Raw genomic sequence first — 15551 nt, 5'->3', positions numbered from 1 at the left:
GGATTTCGCGGAGGATCGGGAGCTGTGGGCAACAGAAGGCGCGTCGCTGAGCGACGGAAGACGAGACCCGTCGTGGTCGGCGGGATGATCGCCGTGGTCGTGGGCGGTGCCGGGTTCGGTGTCTACGCGCTGTACGGCGGCGGCGCGGCGGCCGACGACCGTACGCAGACGGCGTCGTCGGCGGCCGACGACAAGGGGGAGCCGGTCAAGAAGGGCCCGCTGTCGGCGACCGAGGTCACCACCGCGGCCCGCGCCTTCCTCACCGCCTGGCAGCAGGGCGAGGTCACCGACGCGGCGGCCGCCACGGACGACACCGAGGCGGCGTCGGCCCTGCTCACCGGCTACACCAAGGCCGCGTACATCAAGGACGTCGCCCTCACCGAGGGCACCCGCAGCGGCGCCAAGGTGCCCTTCTCCGTGAAGGCCACGGTGTCGTACAAGGGCACCAGCAAGCCGCTGGCGTACGACAGTTCGCTGACGGTCGTACGGGCCGAGAAGGACGGCGAGCCGATCGTCGAGTGGGCACCCTCCGTGGTGCACCCGGATCTGAAGGACGGCGACACCCTGGTCACCGGTGAGTCCGGGACCCCGCCGGTCAAGGCGCTCGACCGGGACGGCGGCGAGCTGACGGAGGCGAAGTACCCGTCGCTGGGCTCGGTGCTGGACGGGCTGCGGGAGAAGTACGGCAAGAAGGCCGGCGGCAAGGCGGGCGTCGAGCTGCGGGTGATCCGCGGCAAGGAGTCCAAGGCGGCGGAGCTGTCCGACAAAACCCTGCTGGAGCTGAGCAAGGGCACGCCGGGCACGGTGAAGACGACGCTCAGCCCGAGTATGCAGGCCGCCGCCGAGAAGCAGGTGGCCGCGAAGTCACGGGCGTCGGTGGTGGTGCTGCGTCCGTCGACGGGCGAGATCCTGGCCGCCGCGAACTCCTCGAAGGGCTTCAACGTCGCCTTCCAGGGCTCGCTCGCGCCCGGTTCCACCATGAAGGTCATCACCTCGTCGCTGCTGATCGAGAAGGACCTGGCGTCGGTCAACGAGCCGCATCCGTGCCCGAAGTACTTCACGTACGGCGGCTGGAAGTTCCAGAACGACGACAAGTTCGATATCAAGGGCGGCACCTTCAAGGCGAGCTTCGCCCGTTCCTGCAACACGGCCTTCATCAGCCAGGCGCCGGAGCTGGACAACGACAGCCTGACCAAGCAGGCCCAGCAGGTCTTCGGCCTGGGCCTGAACAACTGGTCCGTGGGCGTCCCGACCTTCGACGGGTCCGTGCCGGTGCAGTCGCAGGCGCAGATGGCGGCCTCGCTGATCGGTCAGGGCGGGGTGCGGATGAATCCCCTCAACATGGCGTCCGTTTCCGCGACGGTCAGGGCGGGCGTCTTCCGCCAGCCGTACCTGGTGTCCCCGTCGGTCGACGACCGCACGCTCGCCACGGCGTCGCGCACGATGTCCGCGTCCACCCTGTCGCAGCTGCGTGAGCTGATGGCGTACACGGCGGCCTACGGCACGGCGGCGGAGGCGATGTCCGGGGTCACCGGCGATGCCGGCGCGAAGACCGGCTCGGCGGAGGTCGACAACCAGAAGAAGCCCAACGGCTGGTTCACGGCGTATCGCGGCGATCTCGCGGCGGCGGGCGTGGTCCAGGCGGCCGGACATGGCGGTGAGACGGCGGGGCCGATCGTGGCGGCGCTGCTGAAGATGGGCGGCTGACCGCCCTCAGCGGCTCACGGGGTCTGCGGCCAGGTACGTCCGCCGCAGGAACCGCATCAACGCCTTCGTCTCGAACTGCACCACCGAGACCCCCTGCGCGGAGTGGAGTTCCACCACGGCCTGCACCCGTCCGCACGGCCACACCCGCACCTCGCCGCTCTCCGCGGGGGCGCGCAGGCCCTGTTCGAGCAGGGAGCGCGAGAAGGTCCACTCGTGCGCCCCGCGCCCGGGCAGTCCGACGCGCACCGAGCGCGGGTCGTCGTCCGGGTCGTAGCGCAGGACGACCGGGACGGCGTCCTGCTCCTCCTCGAGGATGTCCGCGTCCGTGACTATGTGGGCTCGCGCGTACTGCTCGACTACAGACATCGTCCAGCCCCTTACGGTGCGTGACCTGTGTGGAAGCTATGCGTCCACTCCCTTTCCAATGTCGCACATTTCCGGGATCGCGCTCCCTGGGCCGTATGGCCTCCTCCCACCCTCCCCCCGACTCTTCCCGTCGACTCGCTCTTGCGAATCGTTCGCAACAAGCCACTATCATCGAACGGTGCATGTGCCTGACGGATTCATAGACGCTCCCATCTCCGCCGCGACCGGTGTCGTCGCCGCGGCCGCCGTCGCCGTGAGCCTGCGCGGCGCGCGCCGCGAGCTCGACGAGCGCACGGCGCCGCTGGCCGGCCTCGTGGCGGCGTTCATCTTCGCGGTGCAGATGCTGAACTTCCCCGTCGCGGCGGGAACCAGCGGCCACCTGCTCGGCGGCGCGCTCGCCGCGATCCTCGTCGGCCCCTACACCGGGGTGCTGTGCGTGTCCGTGGTCCTGCTGATGCAGGGCATCCTCTTCGCGGACGGCGGCCTGACCGCCCTCGGCGTGAACATCACCTGCATGGCCATCGTCACGACGGTCGTCGCCTACGCCGTCTTCCGCGCCCTGGTCAAGGTCCTGCCCCGCTCGCGCCGCTCCATCACCGCCGCCACCTTCGTCGCCGCCCTGCTCTCGGTGCCGGCCGCGGCCCTCGCCTTCACCCTGCTCTACGCCGTCGGCGGCACGACGGACATCTCGATCGGCAAGGTCGCCACCGCCATGGTCGGCGTGCACATCCTGATCGGCATCGGGGAGGCCACGATCACCGCGCTGACCGTGGGCGCCGTGGTCGCCGTACGCCCGGATCTCGTGTACGGCGCGCGCGACCTGCGCCGGCGCCTCCAGCTGCGGGTGAACGGCGCACTCGTCGACGCACCGGCTCCCGAGCCGGCGCGCACGGCGCCCGTCGCGGCGCGCACCTCCCGCCGCGCGCTGTGGCTCACCGGCCTCGCGACCTCCCTGGTCCTGGCCGGCTTCGTCAGCTTCTACGCCTCCTCGAACCCCGACGGCCTGGAGAAGGTCGCCGCCGACCAGGGCATCGACGAGAAGGCCGAGGAGCACGCGGCCGCCGACTCCCCGCTCGCCGACTACGGGGTGAAGGACATCACCGACGCCCGCCTCTCCGGCGGTCTCGCGGGCGTGATCGGGGTGGGCGTGACCGCGGTCGCGGGCACCGGCGTCTTCCGGGCGGTGCGCAGGCGCCGGACCACCCAGGACGTCTCCCCCACGAGCACGAGCGTCTGACGACATGGGCGCCGGGCACGCGCACAAGCTCTACCGGCACGGGCACTCCCCCGTGCACGGTCTGCCGCCGCACACCAAACTCGCCGCGGTCTTCGCGTTCGTGGTGGTCGTGGTGTCGACGCCGCGGGAGGCGATGTGGGCCTTCGGGCTGTACGCCGTCCTGCTCACGCTCGTCGCGTACGTCGCGCGCGTGCCCGCCGGGTTCCTGCTCAAGCGGCTGCTGATCGAGGTGCCGTTCGTGGCGTTCGCGGTGCTGATGCCGTTCGTGGCGGAGGGCGAGCGGGTCGAGGTGCTGGGGATGTCGCTGAGCGTCAGCGGCCTGTGGGGCGCCTGGAACGTCCTCGCCAAAGGCACCCTGGGCGTCGCCGCGTCCGTGCTCCTGGCGTCCACGACCGAGCTGCGCGAACTCCTCCTCGGCCTGCAGCGGTTGAAACTGCCGCCCCTGCTGGTGCAGATCGCGTCCTTCATGATCCGGTACGGCGACGTCATCACCGACGAGATGCGGCGCATGCGGATCGCCCGGGAGTCGCGCGGCTTCGAGGCGCGGGGCGTGCGCCACTGGGGTGTGCTCGCCAAGTCCGCCGGTGCCCTGTTCATCCGCTCCTACGAGCGCGGCGAGCGCGTCCACCTGGCGATGATCAGCCGCGGATACACCGGTTCGATGCCGGTGATCGACGAGGTGACCGCGTCCCGGGCGCAGTGGTCGTACGCCTTCGCGCTCCCCTTCGCCGCCCTCGTCGTGTGTCTGCTGGGATGGACCCTGTGACTGCTGTGACAGCTTCTCTCGAGGTCTCGGGCCTCGCCTTCGCCTACCCCGACGGCCACCAGGCCCTGTTCGGCGTGGACTTCACCATCGCGCGCGGCGAGCGGGTCGCGCTGCTCGGCCCGAACGGCGCCGGCAAGACGACCCTCGTCCTCCACCTCAACGGCATCCTGACCGGCGGCACCGGCACCGTGCGGGTCGCCGGGCTGCCCGTCGGCAGGGAGCACATGGCGCAGATCCGGCGCCGGGTCGGGATCGTCTTCCAGGACCCGGACGACCAGCTGTTCATGCCGACGGTCCGCGAGGACGTCGCCTTCGGACCGGCGGCCGCCGGCCTGAGGGGGCCCGAGCTGGAGGCGCGCGTCGACCATGCGCTGGCGCTGGTCGGCATGGCGGCGTTCAAGGACCGGCCCCCGCACCACCTCTCCTTCGGCCAGCGCCGCCGGGTGGCCGTGGCGACGGTGCTCGCGATGGAGCCGGAGATCCTCGTCCTCGACGAACCGTCCTCCAACCTCGACCCCGCCTCGCGCCGCGAACTCGCCGACATCCTGCGCTCCCTGGACGTCACCGTCCTGATGGTCACGCACGACCTGCCCTACGCCCTGGAACTGTGCCCCCGCTCGCTGGTCCTGAGCGACGGCGTGATCGCGGCCGACGGCAAGACCGCCGATCTGCTCGCCGACGACGAGCTGATGCGCGCCCACCGCCTGGAGCTGCCGTACGGCTTCGACCCGCGTTCGGTGCCTGCCGCGCCGGGGCGTCCGTGACAATGGGCGCGTGACGAACGAGGAGCCGACAGGCGAGGAGACGGCGCGCGAGGGCTCGCTGCTGCTGGACGACCAGCTGTGCTTCGCGCTGTACGCGGCACAGCGCGCGGTGACGGCCGCCTACCGCCCGCTCCTCGACGAGCTGGGCCTCACCTACCCGCAGTACCTCGTCCTGCTCGTCCTCTGGGAACGCGGCCGGATCACGGTCAAGGAGCTCGCGGGCGCACTGCGGCTCGACTACGGCACGGTGTCGCCGTTGCTCAAGCGACTGGAGAGCGCGGGGGTGGTGCGCAGGGAGCGCGCGGCCCATGACGAGCGCTCGGTGCTCGTCGCGTGCACCGGGCGCGGGGAAGAACTGCGGGAGCGCGCGGCGCGCGTGCCCGGCGTGCTGCGCACGGCAACCGGGCTCGGCGGCGCGGAGGTCGCGCGGTTGCGCGAGGAGTTGCGACAGCTCGCGCTCCGGGCGGAGTCGGTGGCCGAGCGCTCCCGCTGAGCTCCGGTTACCCGCGGTTGCTACCCCCTGGTAATCGAAGCTTCTCCTACTGGCCGGTACCTTGTGCACGATGTATTTGCGTGCACCTTTCCTGGGGGAGGCCAGCCATGACTGACGGCACCGCCGTCGACACCCGTCCGACGAAGATCATGTACGTCGCCGAGGCGACCGCGCACGGCGGCCGGGACGGCTATGTCACCAGTCAGGACGGCCAGCTCGAGCTGAGGGTCGCGATGCCGCCGGAGCTGGGCGGCGACGGCAACGGCACCAACCCCGAGCAGCTGTTCGCGGCCGGCTACAGCTCCTGCTTCCACAACGCGCTGGTCCTGGTCGGCCGCCGCAACGGCTTCGACCTGACCGGCTCGACGGTCGCCGCGAAGGTCGGCATAGGCCCCAACCAGCAGCGCGGCTACGGGCTCGCGGTCGCCCTCAGCGTCTCGCTGCCGGTGCTCGACGCGGACATCGCGGCCAAGCTGGTGGACGAGGCCCACGAGGTGTGCCCGTACTCGAACGCGACCCGCGGCAACATCGACGTCACGATCCTGCTCGGCTAGGGTCTGTCCGGCGAGACGTCGGCCACACACCGGAATCCAAGGCCGTACCCCCGTGTTGCACTGGCTGTCGCAGGCGAGCGAGGCGAGCAGGGCCAGGACAGGGAGCGCGGCGTGGACGACGTGAACGGCACAGTGGCCGAGGGCTTCGAGCCGGTCAGGGACGCGTTCGTGCGGAACTTCGAGGCGCTCGGGGAGCGAGGCGCGGCGGTTGCCGTGTACCGGGACGGCCGCAAGGTCGTCGACCTGTGGGCCGGCACCAGGGATGTGGACGGCGAGGCCCCCTGGGCACCCGGCACCGCGCAGGTCGTGCGCTCGGCGACCAAGGGCGTCGCCGCCGCCGTACTCCTGCTGCTGCACCAGCGTGGGGAGCTGGACCTGGACGCGCCGGTGGGCGAGTACTGGCCGGAGTTCAAGGCGCACGGCAAGGAGCGGCTGCTGGTGCGGCAGGTGCTGAACCACCGTGCCGGGCTCCCGGTGCTGGACCGCCCGATCACGCCGGAGGAGGCGCTGGACCCGCGGCGCGGCCCCGAGGCGGTCGCCGCGCAGGCGCCGGTCTGGGAGCCGGGCGCCGACCACGGCTATCACGCGCTGACGTACGGCTGGATGCTGGACGAGCTGGTGCGGCGCGTGACGGGACGGTGGGCCGGCGAGTGGATCGCGGCGGAGATCGCCGCGCCGCTGGGCCTGGACCTGTGGCTGGGACTGCCGGAGTCGGAGGCGCACCGGGTGGGCCGTTCCAGCCGCGTCGAAGGGCCCGAGCCGTCCGGCGCCCTGCGCGCCCGACCGAAGCGCAGTGTCACCGAGGCCTACCAGGACCCGGCGTCCCTCACCCGCCGCGCCTTCGCCGCGATCACGCCGTTCCCCGACCAGAACGACCCCGCCTACCGCGCCGCCGCGCTCCCCGCGACGAACGGCATCGCCACGGCCGACGGTCTGGCCCGCTTCTACGCGGCGCTGATCGGGGACGTCGACGGCGTACGCCTCTTCGACCCGGCGACGGTGGAGCTGGCGAGGGCGGAGGAGTCGGCGGGCCCGGACCGCGTCCTGGTCGTCAACACCCGGTTCGGCCTCGGCTACATGCTGCACGGCACCGCGTCGCCCCTGCTCTCCCCCGGCTCCTTCGGCCACCCCGGCCGCGGCGGCGCCCTCGGCTTCGCCGACCCCGAAGCGGGCATCGCGTTCGGCTATGTGACGAACGGCTTCCGCAAGACGGTGACGGCGGATCCGAGGGCGCAGGGGTTGGTACGGGCGGTAAGGGCCTCGCTGGCCTGAACGCGTCGTGGCTCAGGCGTAACTCAGGCGTGGATCGGGTGCGACGTCCGTCCGGATGCCGAGTCGATCTCCCCGTGCGCCTTCGTGAGCAGCGTCATCGCGAGCTCGTTCAGCGCCCGGGCGCCCGCTATCTCCTCACCGACCCGTGGCTGATTGGAGTCGGTGTGGTGGCGCGTGGCGTGCCCGTGGGCCTTCACCTCCGAGCCGTCGGGCAACCGCACCATCGCGACCGCCCGGGTGTGTGTCTCGTCCTCCCTGAACTCCAGCTCGACATGCCATCCCACTGCGGTGTGCATCATGACGATCACCTCCGGAATACCTGCTTCCAGAGTGCTCCTTCGGGGGTACCGGCGCCTAGTCGGGCTCGGCGTATTCCTCGGGGCGCGGTGCGGGGGAGGACAGTTTGGTGCGGGCGGGAGCGCTCAGGGCGGTGACCCGCTCGGCCAGGTCGGCGACGCGCGCGCCGGCCTCTGTCACCAGGTCGGTGCGCATACGGCGCTGGTGGCGGTGGCCGAGTTCCATGGTGGCCAGTGCGAGGGCGGTGCCGATGAGCGCCACGACGACCAGTGCGGCGTAGACACGCGGCGTCCCTCGTCCCGCCGCCCCGAAGGCGATGCCGGCCTCCAGGGCGGTCGCCGCGGTGAGGCTCAGCCACAGCACACAGCCGCCGAACATCCAGGGGTGGTCCTGGCGCAGCCACGTCACACGCGACCGCCGCGCCTCACCCGACAGCCGCCCGAGCGCCTCGCGCAGGCCGGCCAGCTCCCACTTCGCCTTCTCCCGCTGCTCGCGCGAGAGCGGCGGCCGGAACCCGGCCAGCCGGAGTTCCAGCCGTGCGACCGCCCGGCGCAGCACGGGCCGGGTCACCGGGTCCGGCAGGCCCTGCGGCCAGCGGGTCCACAGGTCGGCGTCCCGCCGCTCGAGGCGGATGTGCAGGGCGCCCGAGCGGGCGACGGCGAGCCCCAGGACCAGCAGCAGGATCAGGGACGCCTGCGTGCCCTCGTCGCCCCACATCGACAGCGCGCCGAACACCGCGATCAGCACCAGCCCCGCGGCCATCGGCCAGGTCTGCCGGACGTAGGTCCGGTGCTTGACGGCGTGCAGGTCCCGCTCCCAGGCGTCGACGGGCCGCCGGAGCAGATGACGGCCGACGGCGACCGCGATCAGCGGCGCGCACAGCAGCAGGCAGGAGAACAGGGCGGCGTAGAGGGTGAGGGGGAGGCCGTCCGCGCGGGCCCAGCCGTCGTCCTGGGGCAACGCGGGGACCGTGACGAGCCCGGCGCAGGACAGCACCGCGGTGACGACGCCCAGCCACCGGCCCGGCCGGTAGGGCGCCGGTGGCGGCGGAACCGGCTCCCAGGTCCTGGACACGTCCGTTTCCAGTACGGCGATCAGCTCCGCGAGATCCGAGCCGTACGCCTCCTGCCGCAGCGCCTGGGCGTTCCGGATCGCCAACTCCCGGATCCGCTCCGGCAGTTGCGCGGGCCTGGGCGGCTCGGCGTCGTCCAGCAGCACCTGGACGACGGTCTTGCCGCTGTGCAGGGCCTGGTCGATCTCGCGCCGGACCCAGTCGCCCGCCACCTCCAGCCGCCGTACGCCGGTCTCGTCGTCCCGCGCGTCCACCCACCCCCGGTGGACGACGACGAGCAGGACGTCGCAGTCGGCGACGCGCTCCCGCAGCACGTCGGAGTAGCGCTGCCCCGGCACGATGGACGGCCGGTCGAGGAACACCTGGTCCGCGCCGAAGTGCCCTTTCAGGTCCGCGTACAGCGTCTCAGATGAGCTTAGGTTTTCCTGCGTGGGGCTGGGTTTTCGGCCCGGTCCCGGTGGAAAAGAGACTCCGGCTGTCGCCCATGCCGTCCGTGTGGTGTGGCGTGGCGTGGGTGTGCAGGTGGAAGCCTGCGCCGAGTCTGGCCCCGCGTGGCTGGTGCCGGGTGGGGGTGCTCATCGTGTGCGGTGCCTGCCGCCTGCGCCGCCGCTGGGTGCGACGGGTGGGTGGCTGGGGCATCCGCCCCGCCGGACGCTTTCCACCCGGGCCCGCTGCTGCGGATGTTCCGGGTGGGGCGGGGACCCTGCGTCGCTTCCTGGGCACAGGGCGGTTTCTCGTCGGCCCCGCCTTCGTCCGGTCCGCAGCAGAAGCAGGCTGCTGCTGCGGCTCGGCCGGGGTGGCGGGTCCGGGCTGGGTGGTGTGCCGGACCGGTTGGTCCAGCTCCTCGACCGTGCGGCGGATCACGTAGGTGTCGCTCGCCCGGTCCAGGACGGTCAGGTGCTGGTGGCGCAGGCCGCGGGCGCCGATCCGCTGCCAGGCCGCGACGTCCCGGTCCGCGCTGTAACCGCAGGCGGCGTTGGGGCAGATGGCCCATTTCCAGCCCGGTGTGGTGCGGTCGGGGGCGGCGCGGTGGCGGAAGGCGGTCAGGCAGGCGGGGCAGTACCGGGAGGTGCCGCGGGCGGGAACGATGACCACCGCGATCCCGTATTTCGCGGCCTGGTGGCGGGTGTGGGTGACGATCTGCCCGCGCACGGACTGTGAGAGGCGGGTGTTCAGGGTGCGGCCCTTGCCGCGGGCCTCCATGTCCCGCAGGTCCTCCAGGTAGATCACCGACGCTCTTACGGCGCGGGCGTGGCCGACCATGAAGCGGGCGGCGGTCTGGGCCAGCTGCTCGTTCAGCCGCCCGCGCTTGCGGCCCAGGCGGGCATGCTCGGTGCGCAGCACCGCCAGTTTCGCCGCCGTGAGCGGGTCGGGGCGCCGCCCTCGCGCGGCATGGCCGTCGGTCAGGGTCTGCAGGTGGGCGGCCCTGGCCCAGACCTGTTCGGCCTGGATCCGCAGCCGGTCGACCTTGGCCAGCACCCCGTCCACGCGCAGGAAGACGGGGCGGGCGTCGGTGAGCACATGCGGCTGCACCCCGCCGGTCAGGGTCAGCGTTCCGCCGGTGAGGAGGGTGTTGAGCCCGTAGTCGAAGGCCACCGCCCGCACATGCCCGTCCCGCCGGGCCTGGGGGACGGCGGTGGTGTGCGCGACGTCCAGGCACAGGCGTCCGCCGCGCAGGCGCAGGGTCGGGGCGTGCAGGGCGGCGGTCAGCGGGATGGTCGGGGGTAGCCGGAAGCGGATCACCACGGGGTGCCAGTCACCCCGGGTGCGGGGGTCGGGCCGTACCGGCAGGCGCACGGTCAGCACCGCGTAGCGGGCCGGGTCGTCCTCGCAGCGGGCCAGGGTGGCCAGCTGCTTGTCCGCGGCGGCCAGCACCACCTGACGGCCGCCGCCCGGCGCCGCCTCCAGCTCACAGATGTCGGCGGGCAGCCGGCCACGGGCTGCGTGGAAAGCAGCGGCCTGCCGGGTCCGGGCACGCAGGATTGAGGCCGCCACCGCCTGCCCGTCCGGACACGCCGCCCGCAGCGCCTCCCACTCGGCCCCGGTACGCCGGATCGGATCGGCGTCCGGGCCGGTGGGCCAGGTCGCCAGCACGGCATCGGTGATCTGCGTGCGCCACCAGGCCGAACGCAGCGCCCGCCCGGCCTGCTCCTCGGCGATCCGCCGCACCCGGTCGGGAACGTACACACCCTCTGGGGCACTCGCCGCCCAGCCCAGCATGCGCATCGCCATCCACGCATGCGACGGCAGCCGCTGCCCCGACAGGTCCCGCCCGGAAGCGAGCCGGGCCAGATCCGGGCGGTTCCAGCGGGCGCCGGTCACCTCCGCACACATGCTCTCAACCAAAGCCGTGAGCCAGCCCACCCGCTCACTGAGCGCATCGGCACCCAGGACCTCGCCGGTGACGGTATCCAGGCCACGGAACGCGGACGCCGACGCGCACGCCACCCGCCCCGTCTCCCCCTCACCCAACTGGACCTTCCGCCGCACCCTGTCACCCCCGCCCAGCTACTCAAGACTGCTGTCCGATCATCGAACTCACTTACACAACGCGCTCCGCCCGGAAAGGTCACGCAGCAACCGCACGAGCCCCGAAGAGACCGGAAAGATCACAGCAACACCAAGGAAACCCAAGCCAATCCGTCCGCTGTTAGCGACCCTGTGCACGACGTGCTCGTGCTCGCCTCTGCGGTAGTTGATGAAGATGCCGCCCATGCCGCCGTTCCCACCCGCCCTCGTCCCGGTCTCCCGCGCCGGAGATCATTGCCGGCGTTCGTATCAGAGAGGCGAGGGCGAGACGTGCTGAACATGACCGATCCAGCCCTACGAGGGAGCATAGGTCCCATGGACGACGCGGCCTGCGCCTTCTGCGGCATCGTCGCGGACCCGAGCCGGGCGCGCGTGGTGTACGCCGACGCGCACACCCTGGCCTTCTTCCCGCTGGCCCCCGCGACCCGGGGGCACACGCTGGTCGTGCCCAGGACGCACTCGGCGGACCTGTGGGCGATGGACGAGACCGGCGTGCAGAAGCTGACGCGGGCGGTGCTGGTGGTGGGCAGGGCGTTGCGCGCGGCCCTGGAGCCCGAGGGTCTGAACGTCGTCAACTCGGCGGGCGCGGTGGCCTCGCAGACCGTGTTCCACACCCATGTGCATCTGGTGCCGCGCTGGCCCGGCGACGCGATGGGCCCGATCTGGCCGCCGAAGGGGAAAGGGTTCCCGGACGACGACGCGGCCGTGCTGGACGAACTGGCCCACCGGGTCACGGAGATGACGGGCCCCCAGAACCACGCCTGACCTCAGAGCGCGATGACGAGGATCGCGATCTCCGCCCCCAGCAGCGGCCCGTAGAACAGCGCCAGCGTCTGCGAGAACGTGATGCGCGCCCATGGTGTCCGGTCCAGGTACGGGCCGACGTTCATGGACAGCGTCTCGACCTGGCTGCCGGGTCGGCGGACGTCGTCGTAGAGGTGCCGGAAGAGCCGTTCCTGGCGGAGGAAGAAGCCGTCGAGGTACCAGAAGCACAGCAGCGGCACCACGCCGACGGCGGCCAGCTGCCAGCTCAACTGGCTGGCGGAGAGGGCGAGTAAACCGGCGGACAGGGTCAGGGCCCAGCCCTTGACGAGGAAGGAGTTGGTGCCCAGGCGGGTGATGACCCCCTGGATGAACTCCAGATGCTTGACCTGGTCCGCGTCCAACGCCACCCGGCCGCCGACTCCGGCGTCCGGCCCTTCACTGAGCCCCGTCACTGGCCCGCCCCCTCGGTGAACTCCCGCTCACCGATCGTAGTACCGGATGGTGGGGACACGCGCGGGTGCCCGGCGACAAGCTGGAGGTCCTCGGCAAGGCGCTGTTCGAGGTGGACTCGGTGACTGCCGTACGGCCGCAGCGCCTACCCGGCGTGCAGCATCAGCCCGATACCCACGACGAGCAGCCCCGCCGCCGCGATCCGGGGCGCACCGAAGCGCTCCTTGAAGAACACGGCGCCGATCACCGCGCCCACGATGATCGAGGACTCCCGCAGGGCCGCGATCGGCGCCAGTTCCGCCCGGGTCTGCGCCCACAGGACCAGGCCGTACGCGGCGACGGACAGTGCGGCGCCCAGCAGTCCCAGCCGGGCGAACGGCCGCAGGACGGCGACCGTCTGCCCGCGCCGGCGCCGGATCACGTACGCCGGTATCACCACACCCTGCACTGCCATGAGCCACCCGATGTACCCGAGCGGCGAGCCCGAGGCACGCACGCCGAGCCCGTCGACGACGGTGTACACCGCGATGGTCAGCCCCGTCGCGAGGGCCGCACCGATCGCCGCCCAGTTCGGCCGGTGCCCGCGCAGCCCCCACAGGGCGACGCCGGTCAGCCCGGCGCAGGACAGGCCGATCCCGGCGGCCGCCCACCCGTCGGGCACCTCGTGCGCGAAGACGGCCGCGAGCACGGTGACGACAAGGGGCGCGGTGCCGCGCGCGATGGGGTAGGCCTGCCCGAAGTCACCCAGCCGGAAGGACCTCATGAGCAGGGCGTAGTAAGCGATGTGGATGACGGCCGAGGCGAAGAGATAGGGCCAGGCCCCCGCCGCCGGGAACGGCACGAACGGCACCATGGCCAGCCCGATGACCAGGCCCCCGCCCGAAATGAGCGCGAACCCGACCAGCTTGTCCGTGATCCGGTGGGCGATGGCGTTCCAGCTGGCATGCGTCACGGCCGCGAGCAGGACGGCCACGGTGACCAGCGGGGTCATACGGTCTGCTCGCGCACGTCCACAAAAGTCCCGCCGGCGTGGGCGATCAGGGTCCTGGGGTCCATGGGGAAGACGGCGTGCGGGTTTCCGGCGGCGGCCCATACGGTGTCGTGGCCGAGGAGGGAGCGGTCCGCCAGAACCCGCGTCCTCGACCTGTGCCCGAAGGGCGGTACGCCGCCGATGGCGTAGCCGGTCGTCTCGCGTACGACGTTGGCCTTGGCCCGCGTCACCTTCTCGGCCCCGAGTTCCTGCCGCACCCGCTCGACGTCCACGCGGGACGCCCCGTCCATGAGCACCAGCACCGGCACCCCGTCGGCGGCGAAGATCAGCGACTTGCAGATCTGGCTCAGCTCGCACCCGATCGCGGCGGCGGCCTCCTCGGCGGTGCGCGTCGCGTCCGGGAAACGGCGGATACGGGCGTGCAGTTCGCCGAGCCCCAGCTCTTCGAGGGCCTCGGCGAAACGTGGATGGGCTCCGGACTCTTCAGTGTCGGTCGTCGTCATGAACGGCACGCTAGCGGTGCGTGTACGGAGCATGCGACCGGGTTCTGCGCCCGCCCGGGGTGGTCCGGACGCCGGTCCGAGCCGCGCATCACGATCCGGAACCGATCAAGGCGGCTGCCACCGACCGCTCTCGCAGGTACGCGCCGCAACCCCCTACACTCCAGCCCTTCCAGCACGCCCACAGGGGGGTATCGCATGATCACTCTGACCGTCCCGGTCATGATCACGTTCGGCGTCTTTCTGATCGCGGTGGTCATGGTCGGCGTCGTGACGCAGTCCGAGACGGCCACGTTCGAGGACTTCACCGTCGGTGGCCGCCGACTCAACGCCCCGATGGCCGCTCTGTCCGCCGGAGCCGCCGACATGTCCGGCTGGTTGTTCCTGGGCCTGCCGGGCGCCGTGTACATGGCCGGGATCGGCGCCACCTGGATCGCCGTCGGCCTGATCATCGGCACGTATCTCAACTGGCGCCTCGTCGCACCACGCCTGCGGGTCTACACCGAGCGGACCAACTCCGTGACCCTGTCGGCGTACCTGGAGGAACGTTTCGAGGACCGGAGCAGGATGATCCGGCTCCTCTCGGCCGTCGTCACCGTCGTGTTCTTCACCGTCTACGTCGCCAGCGGGCTGCTCGCCGGCGGCCTCCTGTTCGACGAGCTCTTCGGCGCGGGCTTCAGACTGGGGCTCACCCTCTTCGCCGTGGTGATCGTCGTCTACACCATCCTCGGCGGTTTCCGCGCCGTGAGTATCACCCACTCCATCCAGGGCACGATCATGTTCCTCGCGGCCATCGCCCTCCCCGCCATCATCCTCTGGCACCTCGGCGGCTTCGGCGCGCTGACCCGTGAGCTCGACGCCGCGTCCCCCGCCCTGCTCGACCCGGTTGCCGAGGCATCCTTCGCCTCCAACACGTGGACAGAGGGCGGGGCGCTCGGTGTCGTCGCGATGATCTCGCTGCTCGCCTGGGGGCTCGGCTACTTCGGCCAGCCCCACATCCTGATCCGCTTCATGAGCATCCGCAGCACCCGGGACATACCGATGGCCCGCCGTCTCGGTGTGCTCTGGGTGACCGTCGTCCTGGTGGGCGCCTCGCTCATCGGACTGGCCGGGATCGCCGCGCTCAACGAACCGCTCAAGAACCCGGAGACCGCCTTCATCTCGCTCTCCGCGCTACTGACCTCCCCCTGGCTCGCGGGGATCCTGCTGGTCGCCGTGCTGGCCGCGATCAAGTCCACGGTGGACAGCCAGCTGCTGGTCTCGGCCACGTCCCTGGCCGAGGACCTCTACCGGGCCTTCTTCAACCGGCGGGCCTCCGACACGATCCTGCTGCTGGTCGGACGGGTGAGTGTGGTGGCCGTGGGACTGGTCGCCTATGTGATCGCGCTGAGCGGCGGCGCCGTGCTCGACATCGTCGCGTACGCCTGGGCGGGCTTCGGCGCGGCCTTCGGCCCGGTGATCCTCCTGTCGTTGTACTGGCCGCGGATGACAGCGGCCGGGGCGAAGGCCGGGATGCTCGCCGGCGCCCTCACCGTGCTGGTCTGGGACGAGATCGACCCGCTCCTCGGCCCGCTGGAGACCGGCATCTACGAGATGGTGCCCGGCGTGCTCGCCGCCACCGCGGCGGCGCTGCTCTTCGGCAAGTACGTCGGACGCCGCCCGACACGCGACTGGACCCACGCGATGGACGACGCTGCCGCCCAGAGCGAGAGCGCTGCCGCGCCGCAGAACGAGGACCTGTGGGCCCCGTACCCGCAGCCGCCCGCGGGCGGCCCGAGGATGTGACCG

Annotated in this window: 16 protein-coding genes; 9 read left to right on the top strand and 7 right to left on the bottom strand. The window is 71.8% G+C overall.

Annotation, left to right across the window (positions count from 1 at the left end; all coding sequences use genetic code 11):
• The first annotated feature begins 24 nt into the window (after positions 1-24).
• Positions 25-1707, top strand: a complete 1683-nt coding sequence (locus AQJ91_RS22090) for a penicillin-binding transpeptidase domain-containing protein (protein WP_067024465.1) — start codon at positions 25-27, stop codon at positions 1705-1707.
• Positions 1708-1713: 6 nt separating this feature from the next.
• On the opposite strand, the gene AQJ91_RS22085 is transcribed toward AQJ91_RS22090, so the two are convergent.
• The gene (locus AQJ91_RS22085) at positions 1714-2073 is read right to left on the bottom strand and encodes an SsgA family sporulation/cell division regulator (RefSeq protein ID WP_067024461.1); all 360 of its coding nucleotides are present in this window, start codon (positions 2071-2073) and stop codon (positions 1714-1716) included.
• A gap of 178 nt (positions 2074-2251) precedes the next feature.
• Here AQJ91_RS22085 and AQJ91_RS22080 point away from each other — a divergent pair, with 178 nt between their 5' ends.
• From AQJ91_RS22080 to AQJ91_RS22055, 6 genes are all read left to right on the top strand, one after another.
• Positions 2252-3310 (top strand): energy-coupling factor ABC transporter permease, encoded by a 1059-nt coding sequence (locus AQJ91_RS22080; protein ID WP_067024457.1) that lies wholly within the window; start codon positions 2252-2254, stop codon positions 3308-3310.
• A 4-nt stretch (positions 3311-3314) separates the two neighbouring features.
• Positions 3315-4076, top strand: coding sequence for a cobalt ECF transporter T component CbiQ (gene cbiQ, locus AQJ91_RS22075; RefSeq protein ID WP_067024454.1), 762 nt, complete (start codon positions 3315-3317; stop codon positions 4074-4076).
• A complete protein-coding gene (locus tag AQJ91_RS22070; protein WP_067024452.1) occupies positions 4064-4840 on the top strand; it encodes an energy-coupling factor ABC transporter ATP-binding protein in 777 nt (258 codons plus the stop codon). Before cbiQ ends, AQJ91_RS22070 begins: the two co-directional genes overlap by 13 nt.
• A gap of 10 nt (positions 4841-4850) precedes the next feature.
• Positions 4851-5333, top strand: a complete 483-nt coding sequence (locus tag AQJ91_RS22065; RefSeq protein ID WP_067024450.1) for a MarR family winged helix-turn-helix transcriptional regulator — start codon at positions 4851-4853, stop codon at positions 5331-5333.
• 107 nt (positions 5334-5440) lie between these two features.
• Entirely contained in the window at positions 5441-5887 is a 447-nt protein-coding gene (locus tag AQJ91_RS22060) for an organic hydroperoxide resistance protein (protein WP_067024448.1), read from the top strand.
• Positions 5888-5998: 111 nt separating this feature from the next.
• The gene (locus AQJ91_RS22055) at positions 5999-7159 is read left to right on the top strand and encodes a serine hydrolase domain-containing protein (RefSeq protein ID WP_067024446.1); all 1161 of its coding nucleotides are present in this window, start codon (positions 5999-6001) and stop codon (positions 7157-7159) included.
• A 23-nt stretch (positions 7160-7182) separates the two neighbouring features.
• Here the strand turns inward: AQJ91_RS22055 and AQJ91_RS22050 are convergent, their stop codons facing one another.
• The 3 genes from AQJ91_RS22050 to AQJ91_RS22040 are packed head-to-tail and all read right to left on the bottom strand — an operon-like array spanning position 7183 to position 11018.
• Positions 7183-7458: a DUF1876 domain-containing protein gene (locus AQJ91_RS22050; protein ID WP_067024854.1), complete on the bottom strand. Its 276-nt coding sequence runs from the start codon at positions 7456-7458 to the stop codon at positions 7183-7185.
• A gap of 55 nt (positions 7459-7513) precedes the next feature.
• On the bottom strand, positions 7514-8890 hold the full coding sequence (locus AQJ91_RS54485; RefSeq protein ID WP_067024444.1) for a TIR domain-containing protein: 1377 nt from the start codon (positions 8888-8890) through the stop codon (positions 7514-7516).
• A gap of 43 nt (positions 8891-8933) precedes the next feature.
• Positions 8934-11018, bottom strand: coding sequence for a zinc ribbon domain-containing protein (locus tag AQJ91_RS22040; protein WP_067024441.1), 2085 nt, complete (start codon positions 11016-11018; stop codon positions 8934-8936).
• 354 nt (positions 11019-11372) lie between these two features.
• On the opposite strand from AQJ91_RS22040, the gene AQJ91_RS22035 reads away from it, so the two are divergent.
• On the top strand, positions 11373-11822 hold the full coding sequence (locus tag AQJ91_RS22035) for an HIT family protein (RefSeq protein WP_067024438.1): 450 nt from the start codon (positions 11373-11375) through the stop codon (positions 11820-11822).
• Positions 11823-11824: 2 nt separating this feature from the next.
• Here the strand turns inward: AQJ91_RS22035 and AQJ91_RS22030 are convergent, their stop codons facing one another.
• From AQJ91_RS22030 to AQJ91_RS22020, 3 genes are all read right to left on the bottom strand, one after another.
• Positions 11825-12274 (bottom strand): hypothetical protein, encoded by a 450-nt coding sequence (locus AQJ91_RS22030; RefSeq protein ID WP_079085112.1) that lies wholly within the window; start codon positions 12272-12274, stop codon positions 11825-11827.
• Between the two features lie 143 nt (positions 12275-12417).
• Complete coding sequence (locus AQJ91_RS22025) at positions 12418-13263, bottom strand: DMT family transporter (protein WP_067024434.1); 846 nt, start codon at positions 13261-13263, stop codon at positions 12418-12420.
• Positions 13260-13766 carry a YbaK/EbsC family protein gene (locus AQJ91_RS22020; RefSeq protein WP_067024848.1) on the bottom strand — a complete coding sequence of 169 codons (507 nt, stop codon included), beginning with the start codon at positions 13764-13766 and terminating at the stop codon, positions 13260-13262. Before AQJ91_RS22020 ends, AQJ91_RS22025 begins: the two co-directional genes overlap by 4 nt.
• A gap of 195 nt (positions 13767-13961) precedes the next feature.
• On the opposite strand from AQJ91_RS22020, the gene putP reads away from it, so the two are divergent.
• Positions 13962-15548: a sodium/proline symporter PutP gene (putP, locus tag AQJ91_RS22015; RefSeq protein WP_079085111.1), complete on the top strand. Its 1587-nt coding sequence runs from the start codon at positions 13962-13964 to the stop codon at positions 15546-15548.
• The last annotated feature ends 3 nt before the right edge of the window (positions 15549-15551 follow it).

The organism is Streptomyces dysideae (assembly GCF_001514305.1).
In the GTDB taxonomy this organism is placed as follows: domain Bacteria; phylum Actinomycetota; class Actinomycetes; order Streptomycetales; family Streptomycetaceae; genus Streptomyces; species Streptomyces dysideae.
The sequence above is the reverse complement of the archived record's forward strand: the minus strand, read 5'-3'. Positions and strand labels throughout refer to the sequence as shown.

Excerpts from the sequence above, each read along its gene's own strand:
- AQJ91_RS22070 (WP_067024452.1), top strand. The coding sequence starts at position 4,064 with ATGGACCCTGTGACTGCTGTGACAGCTTCTCTCGAGGTCTCGGGCCTC.
- AQJ91_RS22050 (WP_067024854.1), bottom strand. The coding sequence starts at position 7,458 with ATGATGCACACCGCAGTGGGATGGCATGTCGAGCTGGAGTTCAGGGAG.
- AQJ91_RS22035 (WP_067024438.1), top strand. The coding sequence starts at position 11,373 with ATGGACGACGCGGCCTGCGCCTTCTGCGGCATCGTCGCGGACCCGAGC.
- cbiQ (WP_067024454.1), top strand. The coding sequence starts at position 3,315 with ATGGGCGCCGGGCACGCGCACAAGCTCTACCGGCACGGGCACTCCCCC.
- putP (WP_079085111.1), top strand. The coding sequence starts at position 13,962 with ATGATCACTCTGACCGTCCCGGTCATGATCACGTTCGGCGTCTTTCTG.
- AQJ91_RS22025 (WP_067024434.1), bottom strand. The coding sequence starts at position 13,263 with ATGACCCCGCTGGTCACCGTGGCCGTCCTGCTCGCGGCCGTGACGCAT.
- AQJ91_RS22060 (WP_067024448.1), top strand. The coding sequence starts at position 5,441 with ATGACTGACGGCACCGCCGTCGACACCCGTCCGACGAAGATCATGTAC.
- AQJ91_RS22020 (WP_067024848.1), bottom strand. The coding sequence starts at position 13,766 with ATGACGACGACCGACACTGAAGAGTCCGGAGCCCATCCACGTTTCGCC.
- AQJ91_RS22085 (WP_067024461.1), bottom strand. The coding sequence starts at position 2,073 with ATGTCTGTAGTCGAGCAGTACGCGCGAGCCCACATAGTCACGGACGCG.